Below are 24,477 nucleotides of genomic sequence, written 5' to 3' on the forward strand. Positions count from 1 at the left end.
GGCACCCTTGGACCTGCGCAGGAGAGGCCTCCGTGCGAGGCGGAGCAGATCAGACGAACACGAACACAGGTTCGACGAGGAGCGGTCACAGTGCAGCGCTGGCGTGGCTTGGAGGACATCCCCCAGGACTGGGGGCGCAGCGTCGTCACCATCGGCTCCTACGACGGAGTCCACCGTGGACATCAGCTGATCATCCGGCACGCCGTGGAGCGCGCCCGCGAGCTGGGCGTTCCCTCGGTCGTCGTCACCTTCGACCCGCACCCCAGCGAGGTCGTGCGTCCGGGCAGTCACCCGCCGCTGCTCGCCCCGCACCACCGGCGCGCCGAACTGATGGCCGACCTGGGCGTGGACGCGGTGCTGGTGCTCCCGTTCACCAAGGAGTTCTCCAAGCTCTCGCCGGCCGACTTCGTCGTCAAGGTGCTCGTCGACAAGCTGCACGCCAAGGCGGTCGTCGAGGGCCCGAACTTCCGCTTCGGCCACAGGGCCGCGGGCAACGTGGCCTTCCTGACCGAACAGGGCAAGACGTACGACTTCGAGGTCGAGGTCGTCGACCTGTACGTGCGCGGTGAGGCGGGCGGCGGCGAACCGTTCTCCTCGACGCTCACCCGGCGGCTGGTCGCCGAGGGCGACATGGCCGGGGCCCGCGAGATTCTCGGCCGCCCGCACCGGGTGGAGGGCGTCGTCGTGCGCGGCGCCCAACGGGGCCGTGACCTCGGCTTCCCCACGGCCAACGTCGAGACCCTCCCGCACACCGCGATCCCGGCGGACGGCGTCTACGCAGGCTGGCTGCACGTCGGCGAGGAGGCGATGCCGGCCGCGATCTCCGTCGGCACGAACCCCCAGTTCGACGGCACGGAACGCACGGTCGAGGCCTACGCGATCGACCGCGTCGGCCTCGACCTCTACGGCCTGCACGTCGCCGTCGACTTCCTGTCCTACGTCCGCGGCCAGGCCACCTTCGACTCCCTCGAAGCCCTCATGACCCAGATGACCCACGACGTCGACCACTGCCGCCGACTCCTCACGGAGCAGCCCCACTCCTGACCCTTCCGAGGCCCCTTCCGAGGGGGCCGACATCTCGGGGGTCCAGGGGGCGGAGCCCCCTCGGGGGCACCCTGCCGGGCCTGAGGGCGAAGCCCTGCACGTCCGTGGGCAGGGACACAGCCCCCACGGACGTGAAAGGGCACGGACCCGCGTGGGGGCAGGGGGCCACAGCCCCCGCCGGGGTCGAAGGGGCGGAGCCCCTGGAGGACGGGAAGGGCAGGGGCGGCGGGGGCGAAAACCCCCACCCGCACCCCCACCCACCCCCTACGGCTGCGCCGGCGGATACGGCGGCTGCTGCCCGCCCGGCGGCACCGCCCCCGGCTGAGGCTGAGCCCCCGGCTGCCCGTACGGCATCTGCGGCGGCACCCCCGGATACCCGCCACCGCCCCCGCCGTAATACCCCGGCGTCGCAGGCGACGCCGACAACGGCTGCCCCGGCAGAGGCGGCGCGGCCACCGGCGGCGGATTCCCGTCCGACGTCCACAACCCGTGCGACTGCTGGTGCCGCGCGATGTCCTCCGCCACCATCGCGGCCAGCGTGAAGTACGCCTCCCGCACCTTCGGCCGCATCATGTCGAGATCCAGCTCCGCCCCCGCCGCGAGATGTTCGTCGAACGGCACGACCACGACACCCCGGCACCGCGTCTCGAAGTGCGACACGATGTCCTCCACCTTGATCGTCTTCCCGGTCTCGCGCACCCCGGAGATGACGGTGACGGACCGCGACACGAGGTCCGCGTACCCGTGCGCGGACAGCCAGTCCAGCGTCGTGCTCGCGCTGCTCGCCCCGTCCACGGACGGCGTCGAGATGATGATGAGCTGGTCGGCGAGGTCGAGCACCCCGCGCATGGCGCTGTACAGCAGCCCCGTACCCGAGTCGGTCAGGATGATCGGGTACTGCTTGCCGAGCACGTCGATCGCGCGCCGGTAGTCCTCGTCGTTGAACGTCGTGGACACCGCGGGGTCGACGTCGTTGGCGATGATCTCCAGCCCGGAGGGCGCCTGGGAGGTGAACCGCCGGATGTCCATGTACGAGTTGAGGTACGGGATCGCCTGGACGAGGTCCCGGATGGTCGCCCCCGTCTCCCTGCGGACCCGGCGTCCGAGCGTGCCGGCGTCCGGGTTGGCGTCGATGGCGAGGATCTTGTCCTGGCGCTCGGTGGCGAGGGTGGAGCCGAGCGCGGTGGTGGTGGTCGTCTTGCCGACGCCGCCCTTGAGACTGATGACCGCGATCCGGTAGCAGGACAGGACGGGCGTGCGGATGAGCTCCAACTTCCGCTGCCGCTCGGCCTCTTCCTTCTTGCCGCCCAGCTTGAAGCGGCCACCGCCCCCGGCGGGACGGCTGCTCCTGGCCTTCTGCTTCTTGTTGTTGAGCAACCGGTCGGACGACAGCTCGACGGCGGCCGTGTAACCGAGGGGCGCCGCACCGGGGTTGGTGGGCTGTCGCTGGTCGTGCTGCACGGGCTGCGGCCAGGCGGCACCGGCACGGGGGTCGACGGGCGGCTGCGACGGCTGAGGCTGCTGCGTCGGCTGCCCCTGGGGACCGGGCTGGGCCGGAGGCTGCGGGAACCCGTACGCGCCGGGCCGGGGATGCGGCTGGGGCCCCGCAGGCGGGAAGCCGGGCGGGGGAGCCTCGGCCCCCTGCTGGAACTGGGCGGGGGGTGCGGGAGGAACGGGGTGGGAGGGCTGGGCGGGCGGCGCACCGGCCGGCCCCGCATACGGCGCGGGGGGTTGCGGGAACCCGTAACCGCCCGGAGTGGGCACCGGCGCCCCCTGCTGCGGGAACCCGTAACCGGCCTGCGGGGCCGCGGGGTCGGGCCCCTGCGCTCCCGGTGGCGGTCCCGCCTGTGCGGGAGCCTGTGGGAAACCGTAGCCCGGCTGCGGACCGGGTGCGGCGGGCGGCGCCGCCTGGTTCCAGCCGACGGGCGGCTGCTGCGGCACCGACGGGTCCTGCGGCGCGTGCGGTGCCTGCGGGGGCAACGGCTGCTGCTGCGGCGGCACGGCCGACTGCGCCGGCCCGGGAGGGGCTTGCCCCGGCCCGCCCTGCGGGGGTGCGGGCACGGCAGCGGGCGGAACGGACGCGTCGTGCTGCGGCGCACCCGGCCACGGAGCCGTCGGCGCGGGTGCGGGCGCCGCCGGCCGGTAGGCGGGCGGCAACGGGGGCAGCGCGGTGCCGGGCACCGGCGGAGGCATCCACCCCGGTTCCGACGCGGCGTCAACGGGAGCGGCCGATCCCTTACCGCTGTCGCCGTCACCGGCACCGTTGGCGTCCACATCCCCGGAGTCCGACCCCTGGGGCGCGGTCGCCCCGTCGGCGCCGGCCGGTTCGGACCCGGCCCCGCTGTCCGGCGCACGCAACTCGAAGTCGCCGAACCCGGCGGAACCGTCGGACGCCGAACCGGCGCCCTCCGACTCGCTCTTCCCCGTCCGTTCACCCTCCGCCGACTCCCCCGCCGGAGCCGGGGTTGAAGCCGGAGCCGAAGCCGGGGGCGGAGTCGCCGTCGAGGCCGGGCCGGGGACCGGGCCCGGTCCCGAAGCCGCGGCACCGTCACCGGTGTCCTGCGAGGGCCCCTCGGCTGTTGCGCGCTCCTCGAGCTCGCGCTCGAGGGCCGCGGAGGAGAACTTCATGGTCGCGCCGCCCCCGAGGCCCCCGCCCCGTTCGGCGTCGGCCGGCCCGGCGTCGGTACCCCCGGCATCCGGACTGTCGGCGTGCACACTCCCGGCATCCGCCGGCGTCGGCTCGACCGGCGGTGTCCACACCGGGAACCCGTCCCCGGACGAGACGTTCGACGCATCGGCGGCGTCACCGGCCGGCGGCACCGCAGGCGCGGTCTGCGCAGGCGCGGCGGCGGGGACCGGCGGCACGAGGGGACCCGGCGCGGGAGGCGTCGCGGGCACGGGCGCCGGGACAGGCGGAGGCACGGGCGCCGACGACGGCGTCGGCATCTGCACCGGTGCCGGTGCCGGTGCCGGTGCGAGCGCGGGCGAAGGCGCGGGCGAGGGCGTCGTTCCGGCCCCGGCCGGCTGCGCCGCGGGCGGCAGCACACCGTCCCCCGCCCTGCCCGTTCCCGCGTCCACACCCTCCGCTTCCGGGTCCTCCGTCACACCGGAGGACTCCCCGGCAGCGGCATCCGCCGCCTCGTCCGACCCACCCGCCCCGCCCGACGCGTTCTGCGTGTACCAGGCGGGCGCCGCGTAGTCGATGGTGAACTCGCCCGTCATCTCGATGGCGGACTCGGCGTCGGACTGGTCGTCGTCGGGTGTGGCCCAGCCCCCGCCGAACCCGTTCCGATCGCTGTTCACAATTCCTCCTGGTGTGGTCGAGCGTCCTCGTGCGTGCCGTGCTGGGGGCAACCGCTCTTACTGTCTTACTGTGCGAGTTGTGTGAAGTCGTCCGACTCCGCCCGACCCTGTCCGGCGTCGTCCGAATCAGCCCGGTTCTCCCCCCGGTGGGCCGACGGCCCGCCACGGTTCCGGTGTCGCGCCCCGTCCCAGCCTAATCACCACAAGCGTCCCCAGGGCAGGGCCGCCCACCCCTCCACTCCTCCGCACTCCGTCGTCACATGCCCGAGAATGCCCTGCCCGCCATCGGTGCCGGCGAACGAACCGGACCAAAAGCGGCCAGAGTTACTCAGTATCCGCCCGGCAGGGTCGGTGGTCCGGTCGCGTCAGCGGCCCTGCCCCGTCTTCGGTATCGACAGCGACTCCGCACGCCGGGCGACGCTCTCCAGGCCGACGACCAGCCACTGCCATGTCTTCTCCTTCGGACCGGTCGCCGTCCTGGCGCCGAAGAAGATGCGCCCGTCCTCGACGCGGATGTCGTTCGACGTCTGCGCGGTCAACGTCCAGCCCTCGGACGGCAGATCGAAGTAGAGGTACGGAGTCACCGTGCCGGTCGCCGGATCCAGACTCATCAACCCCATGGGGGAGATGTGGTCGCTGCTCTCGCGCAGCGCCAGCAGACGGTCGCCGCTCATCCGCAGCGGATACAGCAGTGCGTCGCGCCCGGAGTCGAACTTCTTGACCGTCCTGCCGGTCTTCAGGTCGAACCCCACGATCCAGTTGGCGTTGTTGACGAGGTCACCCTGCTCCGCGCTCCTGAGGAAGACCTGCCCGTCGCCGACGACGATGGTCGGGCAGTCCTCCACGGAGAAGTACTCGGCCTCGTCGACGCACTCGGCGACGTACTTGCCCTTCTGCACCCGGATGGTGGCCAGGTACTTGCCGTGCTCGTCGAGCGAGAGAACATCGGTGATCCCGATGTCTCCGGCGGACACCGCGACGACCGCCGGATCACTGGAGACCAGCCGGACATCGGTGACGTTCTTCGCCACCGCGTACGTCCACACGGTGTGCCCCGTACGGGCGTCGACCTTGCGTACCCGGTACGCGGCCTGGCCCCCGGGACCGGAGGTGTCCTGGCAGCTGAGCCGTATCAGCAGGGCCTTCCCGCCGCCGGCGCCCATGTGGAAGCACTTGTCCGTGCTCTCGTTCCGCCACAGACGCTTCCCGCCGTCCATGTCGTACGCGTCCGTCCCGCCGCCCCAGGTCACGACCACCGTGCCGCGCGTCAGCGTGACGGTGGGCGGCTGGAGGGCGTATGTGTCGGAAGCGCCCGACGTGCCGCTCGGCCGCACCGGGGCGATCGTCTCGGTCCACAGGGTCTTGCCGTCGTCGAGGTCCACGAACGCCACCCGGTCGCAGGGGGCGCCCTTGTCGGTGCTGTCCGCGAAGAGGATCGCGGTGCGGTTCTCGACGCTCACCCGCTTCGTCGTTCCGCAGATCGGACCGTCGAAGCGGATGCTCCAGGTCTCGTCACCCGCGGCCGAGTCCGTGCCTATCGCGAAGCCGAGCAGGGTCCGGTTGATGCCCTTGGCGAGGATCTTGTCGGTCGCCCACATGCCCGGCATGTCGTGCTCCTCGCCCGGGGCCAGGTCGTCGGCGGAGAAACGGAACGCGAGTGCCCCCGTGGCACGTGCGGGCCGCTTCTCGACCGTCTCCCTGACATCGAGCCGGCTCGGGGCGTCGGCCGCCTTCCGCGAGCCGCTGCCGGACGACGAGCCGTTCACGGCCCAGAGGACCACGGACCCCAGAGCGACGACGACGGCCAGCACGGCGGCGACCGAGCCGAACGTCTTTCTTCGCCGCTTCCTGCGTCGATCGTCCGCCGCCACGGCGGACTGCGTGTACATCGAGGGAGGTGGGCCGAAACTCACGCGGTGAACCCTTCTGTTCGTTCGTTCCATGACATGCACTACGTGCCGCGCTTCCCGCGCCGCGTCGCCCCGCGCGCACCGGCCCTTCGAGGCGTACGGGAACCGGAGCGGCGGGCGGACGGAAGCGGAGCTGCTCGACAGAGCCGTGCGGCAAGGGCGGGGGAGGGGCCGCGGGCATACCCGTATCCATCCCGAGGGACGGGGCCCCATCTGACGGCGGCGGCGGCGGCGACGACGGCGACGGCGGCGGCGACGGACGGCTCCCCGCGGCCCGTCGGCCTCGGTCCGTCCGGTCGTTCTCAGTCCATCCGACGCGGCGTCCCCAGCAGTCCGATCTCCGCTTCCGTGGGCTGCGTCATCACGTACTGCCGGTCGCGCTCGGCGCACCAGAGCGTGAGGCCGTCGTGCAGCGTGGGCAGTGCGTCGGTCTCGGACCGGGGCAACGCCATGGTGCGGCCCAACTCGGCCGCCTCGTCGGGCGAGACCCGCTGCACCCCCACCAGCCGCGCCTGCCGTATGAGCCGGGGAGCGACCGGGCTGAGGTACGGCAACAGCGTCAGCACCGCCTGCCACGATCCGGACACGACCCGCCCGCGCGGCGGCCGCATCCCGCAGTCCCGCACCACCAGTACCGGAGTACCGGCCGAGGCGCCCTGCGGCGGCACCCGCCCCACGTCGTACAGGGCGAGCCCGTTCTGCCCGCCGCCCATGGCGTGCACCATCCGCACCCAGGCCTGCGGCCGTCCGGTCTCCACGGCGACCCGTGCGCCCGTCGCCGCCGTGCGCAGCGCCAGTACCTGCGCGGTCCACAGCCCGCCGATCAGGACGATGTCGTACGGCGTGGGCCTGTTGATGCCCAGCACGGCCGGCCTGCCCTGGGCGTCCACACCGGCCACCACACCGTCGTCCCCCAGGGGGAGGCACAGCGCGTCCAGGTCCCGGGCGGGCAGGGAGTGCCGCCCGTGCCGGGGCCCGGCCAGTCCGCGCCCCAGCCCGTGCCGCAACCATCCGCCGATCCCGCCCCGCCGGGCCGCGGCCGGACCGGGTGTCCCGCCGGCACCCTGGCCCTGGGGCCCGGTCACCGGCCCGCCCATCGCCCCGGGCACCGGTCCGGGCGCCGTCGCCCCAGCCACCGGCCCGGGCGCCGAGACGGCGGGCTGCGTCCGCGAACCGGTCGGGTACGGCCCCGGACCGGCCGGGAACGGCGGGGGGAACACCGGGGGAGGCGTCGGAGCCGTCGTCATCGCGCGCCTCCCAGGGGGAGCGTGGCCAGCATGCCCGGCACCTGCTCGCGGTCCAGCCGGACGAGCCCGGCGCCGGACCGCCGCGCCGCGTCCTGCAACGCGCGCCGGGCGGCCACCAGTTCCTCGTCACTGCGTCCGGTCACCCGCAGGTGCCCGCACAGCGACACCTCCTGCCGTTCGCCCCGCGCGAGGGTGAGGCTGAACGTCGTCGCCGGCGCGGGTATCGCCGTGATCCCGGCGAGGAACCGAGGCAACGACTCGCCCCCGCCCAACTGGGGCCACCGCCCGATCCAGTACGTGGTGTGCCGGCGGTCGTCGCACCGCCAGTTCCGCCCGGACTCCCGCGTCCGCCGCTCGCGGGCCGTGCCGCGCGCCGCCTCGGCGGTCACCAGGGGGTTGGCACCGGCGGAGGTGGCGAGCGCGGCGACCAGCCCCTCCTCGTCGAGCACCGTCACCCTGAATCCGGCACCGGTCAGCCGGCTCGCCAGGTGATCGGCGACGCGCACGACGCACTTCCGCGCCCCGGCCGGGCCACCCCCGCGCGCGGCCACGGCCTGCGCGCACAGCTCCGGGTCGAGCTTCAGCGCGATCCAGGTGAGGCGCACGGCCGGGGTCCCCGTCTGCTGTTGCAGGGGCAGGTAATTGGCCACGGCCACCGACTGCTGCGGCAGATGCAGCGCGGGCGCCGGCTGTGTGTGCAGCACGATCTGCGCCGACTCCAGCCGTATCCCGTCCACCTCCAGCGCGTCCCGCACCAGACCCAGCGGCAACGGCTGCCGGCTCACCCCGGCCCGCAGCGCCGTCGCGTCGGCCTCCACCTGCAGCACGGCGGTGACGAACGTCCCGTCCCCGACGATCCCGACCGGGCGCCGGTCCCGCACCCCGTAGGAGTAGGTCCGCAACCTCGGTTCGCACTCCAGGGCGGGCACCAGGGCCGGTTCCACGTCGGCGGGTAGGGCCAGGGCCTCCGTCCGACGCTGTCGTGCCCACAACTCGACGGCGGTGAGCAGCCATTCGGGCAGCGGACGGCCCCTGCGGCGCACGACCGCCAGCAGCACCAGCACTGCCGCGACGACCACGGCCGGCACCAGGGCGAGCGGACCGGCCGCCCAGCCGACGAGCAGCGCGGCGACCCGCCAGTTCGAGCAGCACGAGTCGTTGCACCCGGAACGAACCGACCTGACCGGGCCTCAACCTGAACTGCGGCGCGGCCGACGTCCGTACACCCTCCGGCGGTCCCGCCGACGTTCCGACGCCGCCCGGCGGTCCCACCGGCCGCTGCCGGGCGGGATCCCCCGCCGGCGGCCGGAACTCCCGCGACCCCGTGCGCCCGAGCGGCCGCGACCGCGTACCGGAAGCCCTCACCGTTTCCCCCCGTCCCGCCCTGTCCTGCCCCTGTCCCGCTCACCACCGACCCTTGCGGAGACCGCACTTGGGCCCCGGAAAGGCCTGGGTACCCTACCCGCACCACCGGTCCCCACGGACACCATGCATAGTAGGGGGCGGGTCGGACATCGCAGGGCGGGGCCGGGTCTCCGCGAGTGCGGCAACGGGGAGAAGCAGGCGCTCATGGCATCACGGCGGGACGAACTCAACGCCTACACGTTCGCGAAGAGGCGCACCCTCGCCTCCTTCCTGCAACCCTCCCCCTCCGGCTCGGAGGAAGGCGCGCCCAAGCCGCTGCGCGCGGTCGTGCCGAGCCTGATCGCCGGTGCGTTGACGCTGGCCGCCTTCGGCGCCTGGGGGATGTTCCAGCCCACCGCGCCCTCCGGCTGGGACAAGCCCGGTACCCGGGTCATCGTCGGCAAGCAGTCGACGACCCGTTACGTCGTGCTCAGGACCGGGAAGTCCACCCGGCTGCACCCGGTCCTCAATCTCGCCTCCGCCCGTCTGCTGATGAACGGCGCCGACTACCAGGTCATCCAGGTCGACGACAAGGTCCTCGACTCGGGCAAGCTGCCGCGCGGCCCCATCCTCGGCATCCCCTACGCCCCGGACCGGCTGCCCTCGGCCGACGAGGCGGGCCGCGCCAAGCGCTGGGCAGTCTGCGAACAGCCGGGCGGCAGGGGCGAGACGGTACAGCAGGCGACGTTCGTCCTGGCCGCGCGGGACGCGGACACGATGGACGACCCGCACCGTCTGTCCGGCGGCGACGTCCTCTACGTCCGCACCCGCGCCGGCGCGCGCTACCTGGTCGACGCGCACGGGACGTCGTACGCCGTCACCGGCAAGGAGTCCGACGCGCTGACGAACGCGCTCGTCGGCACCCGCGCGCCGCAGCTCGTCAGCAAGGAATGGCTCGCCACCCTCCACGAGGGGGACGACATCCGGTTCCCGCGGCTGCCGGCCGGCGTCGGCATGCCCGCGCACGTACCGGGCGGACTGTCGGACGCGGAGAACCGGATCGGCATGGTCCTCAGGGCCGAGACCGGCGAGGGCACCAAGTACTACGTCGTGCTGCCCGGCGAGGTGCGCCCGGTCAGCGAGTTCACCGCCTGGCTGCTCATCTCCTCGCCCCGGACGACCGTGCTGAACATGAACGGCCGGGCGCGCACGGTGGGTCTGCAGGACTTCACCGCCGACCCCGAACCCTTCGCCGGACAGGCCGCGAACTGGCCCCGCGAGCGGGCCCGGCAGGTCAACTCCGTCTCTCCGGCGTCCACGGACTCCAGTTCGAGTCGCGCGGGCCGCGACACGGTGTGCAGCGTGCTGCGCGACGTCGGCGAGGACAACACCACCACGCTCAGCACCTGGGCCGGCACCCGCTACCCGCTCGCGAACACCGCCGACGGCACCAGCACCTACGTCACCCCCGGCACCGGACTGCTCTACACCCAGTTCCAGGGCACCGAGACCGGCGCCGGAGCCCTCTTCCTGATCACCGACACCGGGCTGCGGTACGCCGTCCAGGCCAACGGCGACAGCGACAGCCGTACGTCGAGGATCGGCGCGGACGGCAAGAAGAACTCCGACGGCACCCCCGAGCCCAGCGAGGCCCAGGTCAAGCTCGGCTACGAGAACGTCCGGCCCGCGAAGGTGCCCGCCACCTGGTCGGAGCTGCCGGCGAAGGGCCCGCGGCTGGACACCAACAGCGCGCGGCAGCCGCAGGGTTCGTGAGCCGTCCCGTCCGTGGGACGGCCACGGGGAACGGACACGAGGAAGCACGGGAAGCACGGGAAGCACAAGGAAGTAGGAGCGCCATGGGAGTGCTGCCGACGAGGGCGGCTCCGGTGGCCGCCGCCGTACTGCCGACGAGGGCGGCCCTGCTGACCGCCGCCGTACTGCTGACCGGCGTGGGCACCGGCACCGTCCCGCGGGCGGCCCTTGATCCGGAGGCGGCGCCGGGCCTGCGGACGGCTCCCGTCCGGCTGGACGGGAGCGGCGCGTGCACGTTCCCCGCCAAGCAGATCAAGGGAACCCCCTGGTTCCTCCAGCGTGTCCTGCTCGACCAGCTCTGGCAGGGCACCGACAAGGGCAAGGGCGTCCGGGTCGCGGTCATCGACACCGGCGTCGACGACAGGAACCCCCAGCTCTCCTCCGCCGTCGACAAGTCGGCCGGCCGTGACTTCCTGGCCGGGAAGAGGGGCGGCGACCCGACCGACGACCAGGTCGGCCACGGCACGAAGGTGGCCGGCATCATCGCCGCCCGCCCCCGCGCGGGCACGGGCTTCGTGGGCCTCGCACCCAAGGCCACCATCATCCCCGTCCGGCAGAACGACGCCGACAGCACCGGCGACTCGGACACCATGGCCCAGGCAATCACCCACGCCGTCTCGCGCGGCGCGGACGTCATCAACATCTCCCAGGACACGACCAAGCCGCTATCGGCCACCTCGGACCTGGCACAGGCGGTGCACCAGGCGATCGACAAGGGTGTCGTCGTGGTCGCCTCCGCGGGCAACGACGGGCTGGACGGCAAGGCCAGGGCCACCTATCCGGCCGCTTTCGAGGGCGTGCTCGCCGTGGCCTCCTCCGACCGCGACAACGAGCGCGCGTCCTTCTCGCAGGCGGGCTCCTTCGTCGGCGTGGCCGCGCCCGGCGTGGACATCGTCTCCACCGTCCCCGGCGGCGGCCAGTGCGCCGACAACGGCACCAGCTTCTCCGCGCCGTTCGTCGCGGGCGTCGCCGCCCTTCTCAAGGAGAAGCATGCGGACTGGAGGCCGGCCCAGATCATCACCCAGATCGAACAGACGGCCGAGCGGGGCGTCAACGGCCACGACGACTTCGTCGGCTGGGGTGTCGTCGACCCCGTCCGCGCCGTCCAGGAGTCCGATCTCGCCGACCCGCCGTCCACCCCGTCACGCGACCCCGGCCCCACCGGCCTGCCCGCCCCCGACGTGGCCCCGTTCTCCCTCGCGGAGACCCCCGAGGAACGCGACCGTCGGTACGCCGTCTACGTCGTCGGCGCGACCGTCGTCCTGGCGACACTCCTCACGGGGTCGGCGGTCGTCTCCCGTGATCTGCGCCGACGGCGGAGAAACAGGCAGGGCTGAGCCTCTCACCGCTGGTCACGGCGGTGAGGCGTCAGCGCGCCGCCGACTCGTCACCCTGAGCCGCTTCCGCGAGCCCTTCGTCCTGCGCCGCCGTGGGCTCCAGGTCGAACTCGCCGTCCCGCGCACCGAGGACGAAGGCCCGCCACTCGGCCTCCGTGTAGCGCAGCACGGTGTCGGGATCGAGAGAGGACCGCATCGCGACGGCACCGTCGGGCAGATAGGCGATTTCGACGCGCTCCTCGTGCTCCTCGGTACCGGGCGCGCACTGCCACTCGACACCGGAGATGTCGAGGGCGTACAGCTCGTCCCGCTCACGCTCCTTGCGCGCCTTGATCTGCTCAGCCGTCTCAGCCATGCCGCAGCGACCCCTTCCACGCTCTCCGGGCTGTGCCCGCTGTGCCGGTCACAGTAACCGGTCACGGTACTGGCCGGAGGAACTCCCCTGCCCACTCTTTGCAGTTGGAAGGACCATGTCCAGTGACTAGAGTGGCTGCGGATATCACACGTGTGGTACCGCACGGGGGCGGTGCGACGCTGCGACCGCACGTCGCGCGGGACGCGGCAGGTCTTGCCCGCCAGGAGAGCCGGGCGCACGGGCTCCGGCGAACCCGTCGCGGTGGCGAAGGTCGCCGCCGCTGGAAGAGGGAGGGCAAAGACGTATGGCTTCGGGCGTCGATCTCAGCGCACACGCGCTCACGGGTCTGGCCAACGACATCCGCGACTTCCACCATCAGGTGAGTGAGCGGGTCACCTCGCTCAACCGCGTGGTGGACATGATCCAGGCCGGCTGGAAGGGAGCGGCGGGCAAGGAGTTCGACACCGTCCAGCAGGGTGTGAACAGGAACCTGAAGAAGCTCCAGGACGACCTCGTCGACCTCGAAGAGGCGATGCGGGCGAGCGTCGGCGGCTTCACCGACCAGGAACAGGAGCGCATCTCCCACATCCGGAAGGTGGACAACTCCTACCAGGTCACCAGCCGCATCACGGACCTCGCCTGACCGACCCGCCCTCACGAGGAGAGACACGCACCATGAGCTTCGAAGCCGACCGCACAGCGGTCAACTACGACACGGTCACCCAGGCCGCCGTCGACGTCCGCAACACGGCCAAGAACCTGTCCGAGCAGCTCGAGTCCCTCATGCGCCGGGTCAAGGCCGTGGCCGAGACCTGGGAGGGCGAGGCGAAGACGGCCTACGTCGAGATCCAGCGGGACAGCGGCGAGCAGATGGACCAGATGTCCCAGAAGCTGGCCCGCATCGCCCAACTGCTCGACGAGTCGGTCATCGGCTACCAGGACACGGACAAGGGCAACGCGGCCCGTTTCCGCATGCTGATGGGCTGAGCGGCTTGTAGCCGCTCAAGGAGGGGAGGCAGCGTCGACGCGCGGTCTCCCCCCTTCGCCATGTGGTGGCCGGAGTGCATGAGGGAGGCCCGGGCGTCCTGCAGTGAGGCTGGGCGGCAACCACACGGCCCCACTCCTTCACGTCGGCCGAGGGCCGCCCCGTCAGAGGCCGGGGCGGGGGAACTTCGGCCCGATGCCCAGGCCGGCGGACGGGCGTGGTGGCTCATAGGGTCAAGATGTTCCCTGCACGGGACTGTCCGCGGACCAGAACTCTGATCGCTCATCGGGCGGCGGAGGTTCAGAGCCATCGTATTCCGGTGCACCGGCTCGCGGTTTCGGGGGTGATACTTCAGACTCTTCCACGCAAGGAGTCGTCACCTCGAATTGGGCCTGCCCTTGATATCCGAAGCGGAGTCGGATCTGGAAATTATCCGACGTCAAGAAGTAGGTGGCTGGAGAGGACTTACTGTTGTTGGAACCGCGGTGTGTGAATCCCTTCTTCTTCCAGTGGCGCTCTACGATGCCGAGGAAGCTTCCCCTGCGCTCATTGGAGATGACAGTGGTCACGGCGACTCGCCGGGAGACCGAGCAACTGAGGTCGCTGGAGAGGCCATGCACCCAGTCGACCGGGGGTTTGATCGCGTCCATGGTGTCGGCGAGAAGGGCATCGGCCCGATCGGCTGCTTCTTGCATGTTCATGTTCGACTTCTCTTTCTTCTCGCCGCCGCCACCGTTTCCTCCTCCGATCATTCCGCAGCTCGTTGTTCCAGCCACAAGCAGCGCGGCGAAGATGAGTCGATATTTCATCGGCGCGCCTCCGGAGTGATACCTTCGGGGTTGCCTGCAACAATATTGGCGATGCTGTCGGCGGACATCTGGTCCTTCTCTGGGCTGAAGTAATTTGAGTGAGCTTCGAGAGTGAAGTGGGTAAAGGCGTTCGGCCCGTCAGCCGTGCGGAAACGCGTTGCGCCGAACTCTTCACTCGCTGGATCTTTGCCGAACCAGTTATCGTCGTCACCCAGGTCACCCAGATCCGCGCCTACGCCTGCGCCGACAACAGCCCCCGGCGGGCCGCCGGTGAAGAAGCCAATAGTGCCTCCAACAAACCCGCCGACGACCGATCCCTTTGACGGAGCCTTAGTGACGAGATCATTGTCAGCGGCGCCTACGAATACGTGTTGCTTACCCACGCCCATGTCCTCTGCGTGATCAACACCCACACCCGGACTTCCCAGCAAGATGTAGTCATCGACGTCCGGCATCCCGCTCCCCTGTTGACTCGCAGTACCGACTGTCAGTGAACCGTATGAGTGACCGATGGCCGTGAGATGGAGGTCCTTGTTCTCATGGGTGGTGGCGAGGCCGCTCATAAAACTTTGATATGCGGGCGCGCCTCGTTGTGCGTCATCGCGGGTGGCGACGTCCGCGCCCAGCGGAGCGTCATAGCCGAGCCAGATGATAGAGGCACTGGACGGATCGATCTCTCGCGCTCCGATGGCGGTATCCTTGGCGCGCTTCACGGTGCCGTCGGCGAAACCGCCGTCCAGTTGGGTGCTCAGCCCAGGAACGTAGGCCGAGACGTTTCTGGAGGTATCTGGATTGCCGTACGAAATGATTGCGCGCCCGTTTCCCTCATCCCCGACACCGAGAAGGAACATCGGGGGCCGGCCCCCTGCTCTGAGCTGCTCGTCGATTTTTTGCAGGCCGTCCAGCTTCGTCAGAGAGGCTTCATCGCCCTGGGCTTCCAATTTTCCCATGAGTTGTGGAAGGAACAGGCGGTTGGCTTCGTCGCGAGCCGCCGCAGGGATGCCGTCGAGATTGCCGATGACGTCTGGATAGACGGCAAGGTACTCCACGCGCTCCTCGTCACTGAGGCTGTCCCACCACTCCTTGCGCTTGGTCTGTGACTGATCGGTCGGAATGTTGTCCTTGAGTACGTCGTCCGCCGCACCGTGTACGGCGGCTGCGTCACCACTGACGTCGGCCCATGTGGCGTCGGTGACGTCCAAGCCTTCTGCTGCCTTCAGCCGGTGCAGGGCTTTCGCGTACTGCTCATCGATCTCGGTTGCCTGTGACAAGGCACTCGCTATCGCGTCCGCGATGCCTTGAGCGATGAGTGCGTTGGGGTTCTGAGTCGTCAACGCCGCGGCACTTCCCACAGCCGCGCTGAATAAGTTGGAGTTGCCGGACACGGTGTCGCCCGGCGGATGCGAGTCGCCGAGGCTCACGGCTGGATATCGGACGGAACCGTCGGCATTAACTTCGAAGCCTGCCTGTTCGGCGTCCTCCAGGGCATTGAGCAACTTCCGTTGCAGTGGTTCCAATTCTTGTGACAGGCCGTTGAGTGAGGCGGCAACGAGTCCACACTCGGTATGGATGTACTGATAGTTTTTGCTCAGCCGGCTGAGTCGTATCACTGCGGCGACAGAGGCCTCGCTCTTTTGTGTGTCCGTCAGGCCGGTAGCGATCTCTTCGGCAACCCTTTCCCGGGAGGCGTAGGCACGGTTGCTGATGTTGGCCCACACGCGGGCTTGATCGGTGAGCGCGGAGAGTTCAAGGTCGCGTAGCTGATCGAGAGAGATCACGGCTACCGACCACCACTCGGGAAGTGCTTGGCCGTCGTGCTTTCCGCCGCCATGGCAGCCTTGATACGGGCCTCGTTCTCACCGTGATCCTTGGCGGCCTGACGCATGGGTCCCTCCAGGCTGTCGCACTCGTCGCGCACGGCTTTGAGTCGACGGTGCCAAGTTTCCCGGACAGCATCCAACGCCAAGGTCGAGGCAAGTCCTTCACTTCCTGCGGACTTCCCCTGCCGTCCCTCGGCCACCTGTGTGACCGAGGTGTTCGTGGCAGTCCTCAATTCACCCAGGATCCCCGCGCCATTGGTCCACGGAGACCTGAGGTAAACGAGCCGGCCGCCCTCTTGGCCTCTGCTCTCATCCGCGGATGCCAGAGCCGTTCTGGTGTTTTGCGAGGTCTCTGGACCGGTAGTGGATTTGGCGCGTACGGATGCCCATTGCTCCTCGAAGGACACGACAACCTTCCTCTTCGACGGCTGCGGTCCGTGGCGAACTGCAGCGCTTGATGACCCTCATAGGTTCTGCTCAGGAGGCCAACGGTGGGTTCATCGGCAGCATCGGCGGCGCGGCGGGAGCCGGAGGGCCACGGACAGCCTGCTGGTAGGGCGATGGCGGTGCCGAGGAGTTCGGTGACTGCGACGACAAGATCGACGATGGCAACGACGAAGTGGTTGGCCTGGCACGTCACGGGATCTGAGGTGAGGCGCAGTCACCGTGTAGTCGGAGTCGCCTCGGTGTCCGCCTCCCCCTCTGTTGGATGCGAGCTGGTTCAGTCGCGCGGTGCTGTGTTGGCGGAGCCGCGGCACCGGTACGCGCCTGGTTCCACAACTCATCGAACGACATAAGAGGCCTTCCGATTGTCGGTAGGCCTTGCCCGATCGTCCGCCGCCAGGTTCACGGCCGCTGCTCCGGCTGGCGGGGAGTTCCGCCCGTTGACGTGCTGGGGGCACGGCCGGGAGGCGGTTCATAGGGCGGCTGGTGCGGAAACTGCTGCTGAGGATGCGTGTACGTCGGCTGGTAGGCCGGTGGTATGGGCAGGACGGTCGGCATTTCAGGAGTCGACATACGGTTCCGACGAGCACGGATGGCGAGCACGGTGAAGGCGGTGCCGAGGAGTGCGGCGGCGGTGATTCCCAGGCCGATCCACAGTGGTGTGTTGTCGCCGTCGGCGTTCTTCGGGACTGCGGTGGTTCCGGGCTTGTCCTCCGCCGATTTGTCGGCGGTTTCGGACGACTTGGAAGTCTGGGGGGAGGGGGACTTGGACGCCGCCGCCAGGTCGGGGAGTGGGTATTCGTCGGCAGGCCCGGGATCACCAGGACTCGCCAGAGCGACCCGGGGACGGACACCGCCGTACCCGACGAAGTCACTGTGTTTCTCGCCGCCCGAAGGCTTGCTGGCGGTATTCAGCATGACGCGCAGGACCTGGTTGTTGGTCCAGTCGGGATGCGCGGACCAGATGAGGGCCGCTGAGGCAGAGGCGATCGCAGTCGCGTCACTGGTCCCCTTGGACTCACAGACCTGGCTCCCACCGAGGCAGGTGTGAATCATGTTCACGCCTGGGGCCACCAGGTCTACCTGAGCCCCACGCTGGGAAAAGGAGACCACTTTGCCGTTCTGATCCGCGGCACCGACTCCGACAACACCGGGTGTCGCCGCTGGAAAGCCCGGCAAATTTGACGTGTTGCCGCTGTTGCCGACGGCGGCAAAGAGGAGTTTTCCCTTGTCGAGGGCGTACTTGACGGCACTTTCGAGTTTTGGGGTGCCTACGTTCTGCCGGCCTGGTGAGTTACTGCTTCCCAGGGAGAGGTTGATAATTTGAGCCTCTGACTCCGCCGCATAGCGAATGGCCTCCGAGAGGGTTCTCGAGAACGCGGCACCTTCGTCGACCTGACCGAATTGCTCGGTCGAGTATCGCATTCGGATGGGCAGGATCTTCGCCCCAGGCGCGACACCGTACGATCCATTGAGCGTCCCTCGAGCACCGGTGGCGGCGATCAGAGCAGCCATGTCGGTTCCATGGCCGTCGATGTCAGTGTGTTCGTCACCGCGTTGGCTGGAGAAGTCCTTCCCGCCGACGACTTGCCCTTTCAAGTCGTCCAGTGAGTCATCCACGCCGGAGTCGATGACGGCAACGGTCATACCTCGCCCCGTGCTCTGCCTCCACATCTCATTCGCGTGCATGGCATCGAGGTGCCACTGACGTGCCCTGACCGATTGAGCATGGGCCGGCGTGGCGGCGATGCCCATGAGGAGCAGCCCGAGACCGGCCGCAGCAGTCGGCAGGGGCCATCGTGTCCGCGTGCCTCTGGTGCGCATATCACATCCTGAAGTGAATGGTTTCGGGCTCAGTCGATCACTGGAGGAAGAACCCGATGGCCATATCTCGTCCAGGTCTCTTCCTCTTCGCCGAGGTAGTCGGGCCGCCGACTCTCCCGCTGCTCTTGTTCCTTGCTGCGTGAGTTCGAGAATCGGCCCCCAGGGTTTACGCGACCGTTCGTACTGACTGGGGAACTGGAGGACGGGCGAATCAGGCCGGACCCGCCGGCAGTGAAAGGGCGACTGCCTCCTCGGCTGGGTTGACCGGGGCGATTACCGACAATGCCGCCTGTTTCCGACGCGAGGCGGCGGCCACCGGTCGAGCCGCTGCGAGCGGTAGCGTTGACGGGAGAACCTGGAGACATGCCCCGCCCCAGGGGTGTGCGGCCCTGAACGTTGTCCTTGCCGATGACGTTGCCGCGGGGGATGCCGTTCGTCGGGCGTCCGGCATTGGCGACGGGCCGACCACCGACAATTCCAGGTTCCCAAGGTGCTCGCGGCATGTTCCCGGCTGGCTTAGCCACCCCGAAGGGCTGTGCAAAGCGGCCCAAGGCAGGGCGAGGCGGCGTATTCCCCCCTGCAGCAATCCCGCCGAATGAGGAGATGGAAGACCCAGGCCCGGGCTGACCGAGCGAGGGCGACTCGCGAGGAGCCGGAGTCGCTTCCGTGGGAGTCGGCACGGCGGAGGGGTGAAGAGTTCGCCCATGAGTGTCCACACTGTCGATGCCGAGTGAGGCGGGCTCGGACCCGTGCCTCGGACGGTCACCCATGTGCGGAACACCTAGGCCGCTGGCAGCGGAGACACCGTGGCGGCTGGCTGACGGGTGTTCGGCTGCTCCATACCCTGCCGAGCCGTAGACGCTATCCGATTCCCTCCGACCCGAGTACGTGTTGCCTGAAGAGACATGGGACTTTTCATAGTCCCACCAAGTGGGCGTTCCCGTATTTCTCGCCGGCGGTGAAAACGTAGGAGGTGCCAGGCTGTTCACCTGTTGCGCGGAGAACTCGTACGTCTGCGCCAGCTTCTGCATCTGCTGGATCGCCTCACCCCGCGCCGCCTCGATGCGGTGCTGGGCGGCCGCGGCATCCGTCCTGGCCGTGGCGGCCAGCTTCTGGGCGTCGGGGTCGTTGTGCGCGCCCGGCTGCTGCGCCACGTTGATTGTCTTGTGCGCGTCGGCGAGGTCCGTCTTGGCCCGGGTGGTCTCGGAGACGTCCGGCATGGCCGCCTTCGCCTCGGCGATGGCCTGCGACACCGTGCCCATCCAGCGGGACGCTACCTCCGCGTACTGGCCCAGCCGGAGTGTGGAGCTCGCCGTCTGACCGCCCCAGTCACGGAACGCGTCCCCGCCCTCGCCCTGCCACTCCAGCCCCTTGACGTATGTCATCAGATCGTCGCCGATCTTCGTGATCGTCGAGGCCGCCTTGGACAGCTTGCTGGACAGGTGCGCGGCACCGGTGGTGTTCGCGGAACCGAGCAGCGCCGCGAGTTGCTCGTGCGTCATGGACTCGAAGTCGGTGCGGGAGAGTTCGGGTTCCCGGCTGTGCGGCTGCTCGCCCATCACCACTGCCCCTTCGTTCCCTCGGAACCGGACGCGGTCGACTCGTCGGACTGCCGCACGTACGGATCCCGCCCCGCCACGTAATACCTCTCCGCCTCCGCGTTGACCGCCTTCATCCGCGCCTTGATGTCCTCGTCCAGGTTCGCGTAGCCCACCCGTGACGCGTGCACCGCGAGGCCCATGCCCTCGATCTGGGCGCTGAGGGCCTTGGAGAGGTTCTCCAACTCGTCGTGGACGAGGGTGTACGAGTCGTGGAGGAACTGTGCCTCCTTGAACTCGGCGGAGCCCAGGTGCGCGCGCGGCAGGCGGTCGTCGCCGACCTTGCCGGGGGCCGCCTCCGACTTGTCCAGCTCGACGAGCAGTTCGTCGACCCGCTTCTTGAAGTCCTTCATCGCGCGGTGCTGGATGTCCATCGCCATCTGCGGGTTCACCCCGGCCAGGGTGTCGAAGGACGTGCCGGTGTCCCGGACGTCCCTCGTGGCGTCGCCCCCGTGCGAAGTCACTGCTCCTGCCTCCCCCGTTCGCCCCGCTCACCCGGTTCGCCCCGCTCGCTCGCACAGAGCGACGACTCGACCGGTCACTCTAATGGCGTTGCTGAAGCAACCCCACCTGAATCAGCGACGTACCGCGTTTGCGCGATACGAACACGCCACGTCCCGGCGGCATCGGGCGCGCCCGCACCGTGCCGAGGACGTCGCCCTCGCTCGGGTCCCCCGAAAGGACCACGCCCTGCGCGCCGAGCTCCTTCACCCGCTGCATGAACGTCTCGTACATGGCCCGGGAGGCACCCGCGACGCTGCGCGCGATGACGAACTTGACGCCCACGTCGCGGGCGAAGGGCAGATGCTCCACCAGCTGGGCCAGAGGGTTGCCCGAGTTCGTGGCCACCAGCTCGTAGTCGTCGACGATGACGAACAACTGCGGCCCGTTCCACCAACTGCGGTCGCGCAGTTGCTGCGGGGTGATGTCCGGCTTCGGAGCGCGCATCTCCATGAACTGGTTGATGGCGTCCATGTGGACCTGCATCGCCGACGCCATGGGCGCGTACTCCAGCAGGTGCTCCTCGGAGACCGCCTCCAGCATGGTGCGCCGGTAGTCGCCGACGACGATGCGTGCCTCGGCCGGCGTGTACCGCTCGGCGATCTGCTTCGCGACAAGGCGCAGCAGATTCGTCTTGCCCGACTCGCTCTCGCCGAAGACGAGGAGGAACGGGTCGGCGTCGAGGTCGACGAAGACCGGCTCGAGGCTCGCCTCGTCGATGCCGATGGCGATGCCGTGCTGCGGGAACTCGAAGCCCTTGGGCAGCTTGTCGGCCGGGAGCCGGCGCGGCAGCAGCCGGACCGTCGGGGCCGAGGGTCCCTGCCAGCCGCCCCGTACCGCTTCGACGAGCCGTGCCGTCGCCTCGGACAGGTCGTCCGCCGAGGGGGCCGAGTCGATGCGTGGCAGCGCCGCCATGAAGTGCAGCTTCTCCGGCACCTGGCCGCGTCCCGGTACGCCCGCCGGCACGTTCAGGGCGACCTTGCGGTCGAACTCCGAATCCATCGCGTCGCCCAGGCGCAGCTCCAGCCGGCCGAGCATCTGGTCCTTCAGGGCCGCCCGGACCTCCATGTAGCGCGAGGCCGAGACGACGACGTGGATGCCGTAGCCGAGACCCCGCGCCGCGATGTCGTTGACGACGCCCTCCAGACCCTCGTACTCGGTCTTGAAGTTGCCCCAGCCGTCGATGACCAGGAACACGTCGCCCCAGGCCTCGCCGGGCAGGTCACCCGCGGCGCGGCGTCTGCGGTAGGTGGTGACGGAGTCGATGCCGTGGCCGCGGAAGAACTGCTCGCGGCGGTCGAGGACGCCCGCCACCTCCGCGACCGCGCGGCGGACCCGCTCCGGATCCAGGCGGGAGGCCACTCCGCCCACGTGCGGGAGGTCCGCCACCGCCGCCAGACCCCCGCCGCCGAAGTCCAGGCAGTAGAACTGCACCTCGTGCGGCGTGTGAGTGAGCGCGAACGACGCGACCAGCGTGCGCAGCAGAGTGGACTTGCCGGACTGCGGGCCGCCCACCACCATCATGTGGCCGGCCGCCCCCGAGAAGTCCCGGTACAGCACCTCGCGCTTCTGCTCGAACGGCTTGTCGACCAGGCCCAGCGGCACGGCCAGCCCGCCCGGCCGTGAGTACTCCGCCGCCTGCAGACCGCGCTCCGGGGACGTCGACAGCGGCGGCAGCAATTGGTCGAGGGTGGGCGCCCGGTCCAGCGGGGGCAGCCACACCTGGTGCGCGGGCACGCCCTGGCCCTCCAGCCGCCGTACGACGACGTCCAGCACCGTGTCGGCCGGCGCGTCGTCCTCCGCACGGGCGGCGCGCGCCCGGTCCCGCTCGGGATCGGGCGCCGTGGCGGTTACCGGCACCGCGGACGCCGTGAAGAGCACCGGGCGGCGGTCGACGGGTGCGCTGCCCCGGGCGGCCTCGGGCCCGCCCGACCGGTACGTCCCCGACACGTACGCCGCCTTGAAGCGCACCATCTCGTCCGTGCCGAACTTCAGGTACCCCGAACCGGGCACGGACGGCAGGTGGTAGGCGTCGGGCACGCCGAGGGCCGCGCGGGACTCGGCCGCGGAGAACGTCCGCAGTCCGATCCGGTACGACAGATAGGTGTCCAGACCGCGCAGCCGGCCCTCCTCCAGCCGCTGCGAGGCGAGCAGCAGATGCACACCCAGGGAGCGGCCGATGCGGCCGATCTGGATGAACATGTCGATGAAGTCCGGCTTGGCGGTGAGGAGTTCGCTGAACTCGTCGATCACCAGGACGAGCGAGGCCAGCGGCTCCAGAGGCGCACCGGCGGCGCGCGCCTTCTCGTAGTCGTGGAGGTTGGCGTAGTTGCCGGCCGAGCGCAGCAGCTCCTGGCGCCGCTGGAGTTCGCCCCGGATGGCGTCCCCCATACGGTCGACCTGCGTGAGGTCGTCGGCGAGGTTGGTGATGACCGCGGCGACGTGCGGCATCCGCGACATGCCGGCGAACGTCGCACCGCCCTTGAAGTCGGCGAGGACGAAGTTCAGCGTCTCCGAGGAGTGCGTCACCGCGAGGCCCAGGACCAGCGTGCGCAGCAGCTCCGACTTGCCGGAACCGGTGGCGCCCACGCACAGGCCGTGCGGACCCATGCCGTCCTGCGCGGCCTCCTTCAGATCCAGCATCACCGGCCGGCCGTTCTCGCCCACGCCGATCGGCACCCGCAGCCGCTCCGGCAGCGAACGCGGCCGCCAGGTGCGGGTGACGTCCACCGCGGCGGCGTCGCCCAGTCCGAGCAGGTCCGTGAAGTCCAGGTTGGCCAGGAGCGGTTCGTCGTCGTCACCGCCGCCCATGCGCAGCGGCGCGAGCTGCCGGGCCAGCGCCTCCGCGGCGGGCAGCGACAGACTGTCGGGCACGCCCTCGAAGGCGACCCCGCCGCCGGAGTCCAGCCACAGCCGGTCGGGGCGTACGACGACCGACAGGTCACCGCGCGGCTGATCGAGCTCGCCGGAGACGACCTCCACGATCGTCACGCCCTGCAGTCCCTCGGCGGCGGCGAACGCCGACGTGGGGGGCACCGTGCCGCCGTCCAGTACGACCAGGATGTGCGGCTGGTCCAGCAGCGGGCCGCCGTCACGCGCGAACCGGGGCCGGTCGGTCAGGCGGTCGGCGAGCAACTGCTCGAGTTCGCCCAGGTCGTCGCCGAACAGGCGGCGCGTGCCGGCGCCGTCGAACCGGCCCGTCAGCTGGCAGTGCGGCAGCCACTTCGACCAGTCCCAGCGGGCGGCGGCACCCGGCGAGGCGACGACGGCCACGACCAGGTCGTCGGGGGAGTGCAGGGTGGCCGCCTGTGCCACCAGCGCGCGGGCCGCGGAGCGGGCGCACTCCGGGTCGCCGGAGACCGTCACGTGGTAGAAGGCCCGCAGCGACACCGCCACCGGCAGCCCGTCCAACTGGCCCTGCACCGCGAGGAACCGCTGCATCGCGCCGGCGCACAGAGGCTCCAGCTCGTCCACCGGCGCGGTCCGCGGAGCCACCAGGGGAGTGGCCAGTTGCTGCGGGCCCAGGCCGAGACGCACCTGGCCGAAGTCGTCGTCCCGCACGCGCCGTTCCCACACCCTGCTGCCCTCGGCCACCACCGCCCACAACTGCTCGGGCGCGGGGTGCAGATACAGCTGCGCGTCCCGCTGCCGCAGCGCCGTCCGTCGGACCGTGCGCCGGGTCTGGGCAAGATAGCGGAGGTAGTCCCGGCGCACATCGGCCATTTGCCCCTGCGTACCGCGACGGTGACGGACGATCTGCGAGACCACCATCGCGGCGGTTGACACGAGCATCAGCACACCCATGATCCGCATGAACGGATGGGCGTTGGGCGAGGCGAAGTAGAACACCACCGACGACCCCATGCCGAGCGTCGGCAGGACCTGCATCAGCATGCCCTCGTGCTGCCCCCGCGGCAGCTCCGGAGGGGCCTCCAACAGCAGTTCGTCCACGGGCACTTCGGGCGGCAGGGTGCGCGGCGGGCGCTTGACGACGATCTGGCTCACCGCGGCATCGATCCCCCTTCGCGGACGCACCGTGGATCCCCCGGCACCCCCGTGGCGACGGTCGTCCTCCGCTGCCGGCGATCCTACGGGGCGGCCCTGACACAGCGTGCCGGTAGGGTGACGGCCGCAGCGTGCGCAT

16 protein-coding genes and 1 pseudogene are annotated in these 24,477 nt (G+C 70.2%); 5 read left to right on the forward strand and 12 right to left on the reverse strand.

Annotation, left to right across the window (positions count from 1 at the left end; translation table 11 throughout):
- Positions 1-90: 90 nt before the first annotated feature.
- Complete coding sequence (locus QFZ64_RS25440; protein WP_307069488.1) at positions 91-1,044, forward strand: bifunctional riboflavin kinase/FAD synthetase; 954 nt, start codon at positions 91-93, stop codon at positions 1,042-1,044.
- A 264-nt stretch (positions 1,045-1,308) separates the two neighbouring features.
- On the opposite strand, the gene QFZ64_RS25445 is transcribed toward QFZ64_RS25440, so the two are convergent.
- The 4 genes and pseudogenes from QFZ64_RS25445 to eccE all read right to left on the reverse strand — a co-directional run bounded on the left by QFZ64_RS25445 (position 1,309) and on the right by eccE (position 8,698).
- Positions 1,309-4,347: an SCO5717 family growth-regulating ATPase gene (locus QFZ64_RS25445; protein ID WP_307069489.1), complete on the reverse strand. Its 3,039-nt coding sequence runs from the start codon at positions 4,345-4,347 to the stop codon at positions 1,309-1,311.
- A gap of 365 nt (positions 4,348-4,712) precedes the next feature.
- On the reverse strand, positions 4,713-6,236 hold the full coding sequence (locus tag QFZ64_RS25450; protein ID WP_307069492.1) for a PQQ-binding-like beta-propeller repeat protein: 1,524 nt from the start codon (positions 6,234-6,236) through the stop codon (positions 4,713-4,715).
- A 323-nt stretch (positions 6,237-6,559) separates the two neighbouring features.
- Complete coding sequence (locus QFZ64_RS25455; protein ID WP_373430773.1) at positions 6,560-7,354, reverse strand: hypothetical protein; 795 nt, start codon at positions 7,352-7,354, stop codon at positions 6,560-6,562.
- A 146-nt stretch (positions 7,355-7,500) separates the two neighbouring features.
- Positions 7,501-8,698: pseudogene (eccE, locus tag QFZ64_RS25460) on the reverse strand (type VII secretion protein EccE).
- A 375-nt stretch (positions 8,699-9,073) separates the two neighbouring features.
- On the opposite strand from eccE, the gene eccB reads away from it, so the two are divergent.
- Positions 9,074-10,621, forward strand: a complete 1,548-nt coding sequence (eccB, locus tag QFZ64_RS25465; RefSeq protein WP_307069496.1) for a type VII secretion protein EccB — start codon at positions 9,074-9,076, stop codon at positions 10,619-10,621.
- 83 nt (positions 10,622-10,704) lie between these two features.
- Entirely contained in the window at positions 10,705-11,997 is a 1,293-nt protein-coding gene (mycP, locus tag QFZ64_RS25470; RefSeq protein ID WP_307069498.1) for a type VII secretion-associated serine protease mycosin, read from the forward strand.
- Between the two features lie 31 nt (positions 11,998-12,028).
- Here mycP (QFZ64_RS25470) and QFZ64_RS25475 read toward each other — a convergent pair whose 3' ends face one another.
- A complete protein-coding gene (locus QFZ64_RS25475) occupies positions 12,029-12,352 on the reverse strand; it encodes a DUF397 domain-containing protein (RefSeq protein WP_307069500.1) in 324 nt (107 codons plus the stop codon).
- 304 nt (positions 12,353-12,656) lie between these two features.
- Here QFZ64_RS25475 and QFZ64_RS25480 point away from each other — a divergent pair, with 304 nt between their 5' ends.
- Both QFZ64_RS25480 and QFZ64_RS25485 read left to right on the forward strand, forming a co-directional pair.
- Positions 12,657-12,995: a WXG100 family type VII secretion target gene (locus QFZ64_RS25480; protein ID WP_030381299.1), complete on the forward strand. Its 339-nt coding sequence runs from the start codon at positions 12,657-12,659 to the stop codon at positions 12,993-12,995.
- A 32-nt stretch (positions 12,996-13,027) separates the two neighbouring features.
- Entirely contained in the window at positions 13,028-13,339 is a 312-nt protein-coding gene (locus QFZ64_RS25485) for a WXG100 family type VII secretion target (RefSeq protein WP_307069502.1), read from the forward strand.
- Between the two features lie 231 nt (positions 13,340-13,570).
- On the opposite strand, the gene QFZ64_RS25490 is transcribed toward QFZ64_RS25485, so the two are convergent.
- From QFZ64_RS25490 to eccCa, 7 genes are all read right to left on the reverse strand, one after another.
- Positions 13,571-14,146, reverse strand: coding sequence for a hypothetical protein (locus QFZ64_RS25490; protein WP_307069504.1), 576 nt, complete (start codon positions 14,144-14,146; stop codon positions 13,571-13,573).
- Entirely contained in the window at positions 14,143-15,924 is a 1,782-nt protein-coding gene (locus QFZ64_RS25495) for an alpha/beta hydrolase (RefSeq protein WP_307069506.1), read from the reverse strand. Before QFZ64_RS25495 ends, QFZ64_RS25490 begins: the two co-directional genes overlap by 4 nt.
- 2 nt (positions 15,925-15,926) lie before the next feature.
- Positions 15,927-16,373, reverse strand: a complete 447-nt coding sequence (locus QFZ64_RS25500) for a hypothetical protein (protein ID WP_307069508.1) — start codon at positions 16,371-16,373, stop codon at positions 15,927-15,929.
- 439 nt (positions 16,374-16,812) lie between these two features.
- A complete protein-coding gene (gene mycP / locus QFZ64_RS25505) occupies positions 16,813-18,234 on the reverse strand; it encodes a type VII secretion-associated serine protease mycosin (protein ID WP_307069509.1) in 1,422 nt (473 codons plus the stop codon).
- A 29-nt stretch (positions 18,235-18,263) separates the two neighbouring features.
- The gene (locus tag QFZ64_RS25510; protein WP_307069511.1) at positions 18,264-19,793 is read right to left on the reverse strand and encodes a WXG100 family type VII secretion target; all 1,530 of its coding nucleotides are present in this window, start codon (positions 19,791-19,793) and stop codon (positions 18,264-18,266) included.
- Positions 19,793-20,296: a hypothetical protein gene (locus QFZ64_RS25515; RefSeq protein ID WP_307069513.1), complete on the reverse strand. Its 504-nt coding sequence runs from the start codon at positions 20,294-20,296 to the stop codon at positions 19,793-19,795. Before QFZ64_RS25515 ends, QFZ64_RS25510 begins: the two co-directional genes overlap by 1 nt.
- A gap of 79 nt (positions 20,297-20,375) precedes the next feature.
- Entirely contained in the window at positions 20,376-24,338 is a 3,963-nt protein-coding gene (gene eccCa / locus QFZ64_RS25520) for a type VII secretion protein EccCa (protein WP_307069515.1), read from the reverse strand.
- Between the last annotated feature and the right edge of the window lie 139 nt (positions 24,339-24,477).

The sequence above is a fragment of the Streptomyces sp. B3I8 genome, from assembly GCF_030816915.1.
GTDB lineage: Bacteria > Actinomycetota > Actinomycetes > Streptomycetales > Streptomycetaceae > Streptomyces.

Excerpts from the sequence above, each read along its gene's own strand:
- QFZ64_RS25510 (WP_307069511.1), bottom strand. The coding sequence starts at position 19,793 with ATGGGCGAGCAGCCGCACAGCCGGGAACCCGAACTCTCCCGCACCGAC.
- mycP (WP_307069498.1), top strand. The coding sequence starts at position 10,705 with ATGGGAGTGCTGCCGACGAGGGCGGCTCCGGTGGCCGCCGCCGTACTG.
- QFZ64_RS25450 (WP_307069492.1), bottom strand. The coding sequence starts at position 6,236 with ATGTACACGCAGTCCGCCGTGGCGGCGGACGATCGACGCAGGAAGCGG.
- QFZ64_RS25455 (WP_373430773.1), bottom strand. The coding sequence starts at position 7,354 with ATGGGCGGGCCGGTGACCGGGCCCCAGGGCCAGGGTGCCGGCGGGACA.
- QFZ64_RS25475 (WP_307069500.1), bottom strand. The coding sequence starts at position 12,352 with ATGGCTGAGACGGCTGAGCAGATCAAGGCGCGCAAGGAGCGTGAGCGG.
- QFZ64_RS25480 (WP_030381299.1), top strand. The coding sequence starts at position 12,657 with ATGGCTTCGGGCGTCGATCTCAGCGCACACGCGCTCACGGGTCTGGCC.
- eccB (WP_307069496.1), top strand. The coding sequence starts at position 9,074 with ATGGCATCACGGCGGGACGAACTCAACGCCTACACGTTCGCGAAGAGG.
- QFZ64_RS25490 (WP_307069504.1), bottom strand. The coding sequence starts at position 14,146 with ATGAAATATCGACTCATCTTCGCCGCGCTGCTTGTGGCTGGAACAACG.
- mycP (WP_307069509.1), bottom strand. The coding sequence starts at position 18,234 with ATGCGCACCAGAGGCACGCGGACACGATGGCCCCTGCCGACTGCTGCG.
- QFZ64_RS25485 (WP_307069502.1), top strand. The coding sequence starts at position 13,028 with ATGAGCTTCGAAGCCGACCGCACAGCGGTCAACTACGACACGGTCACC.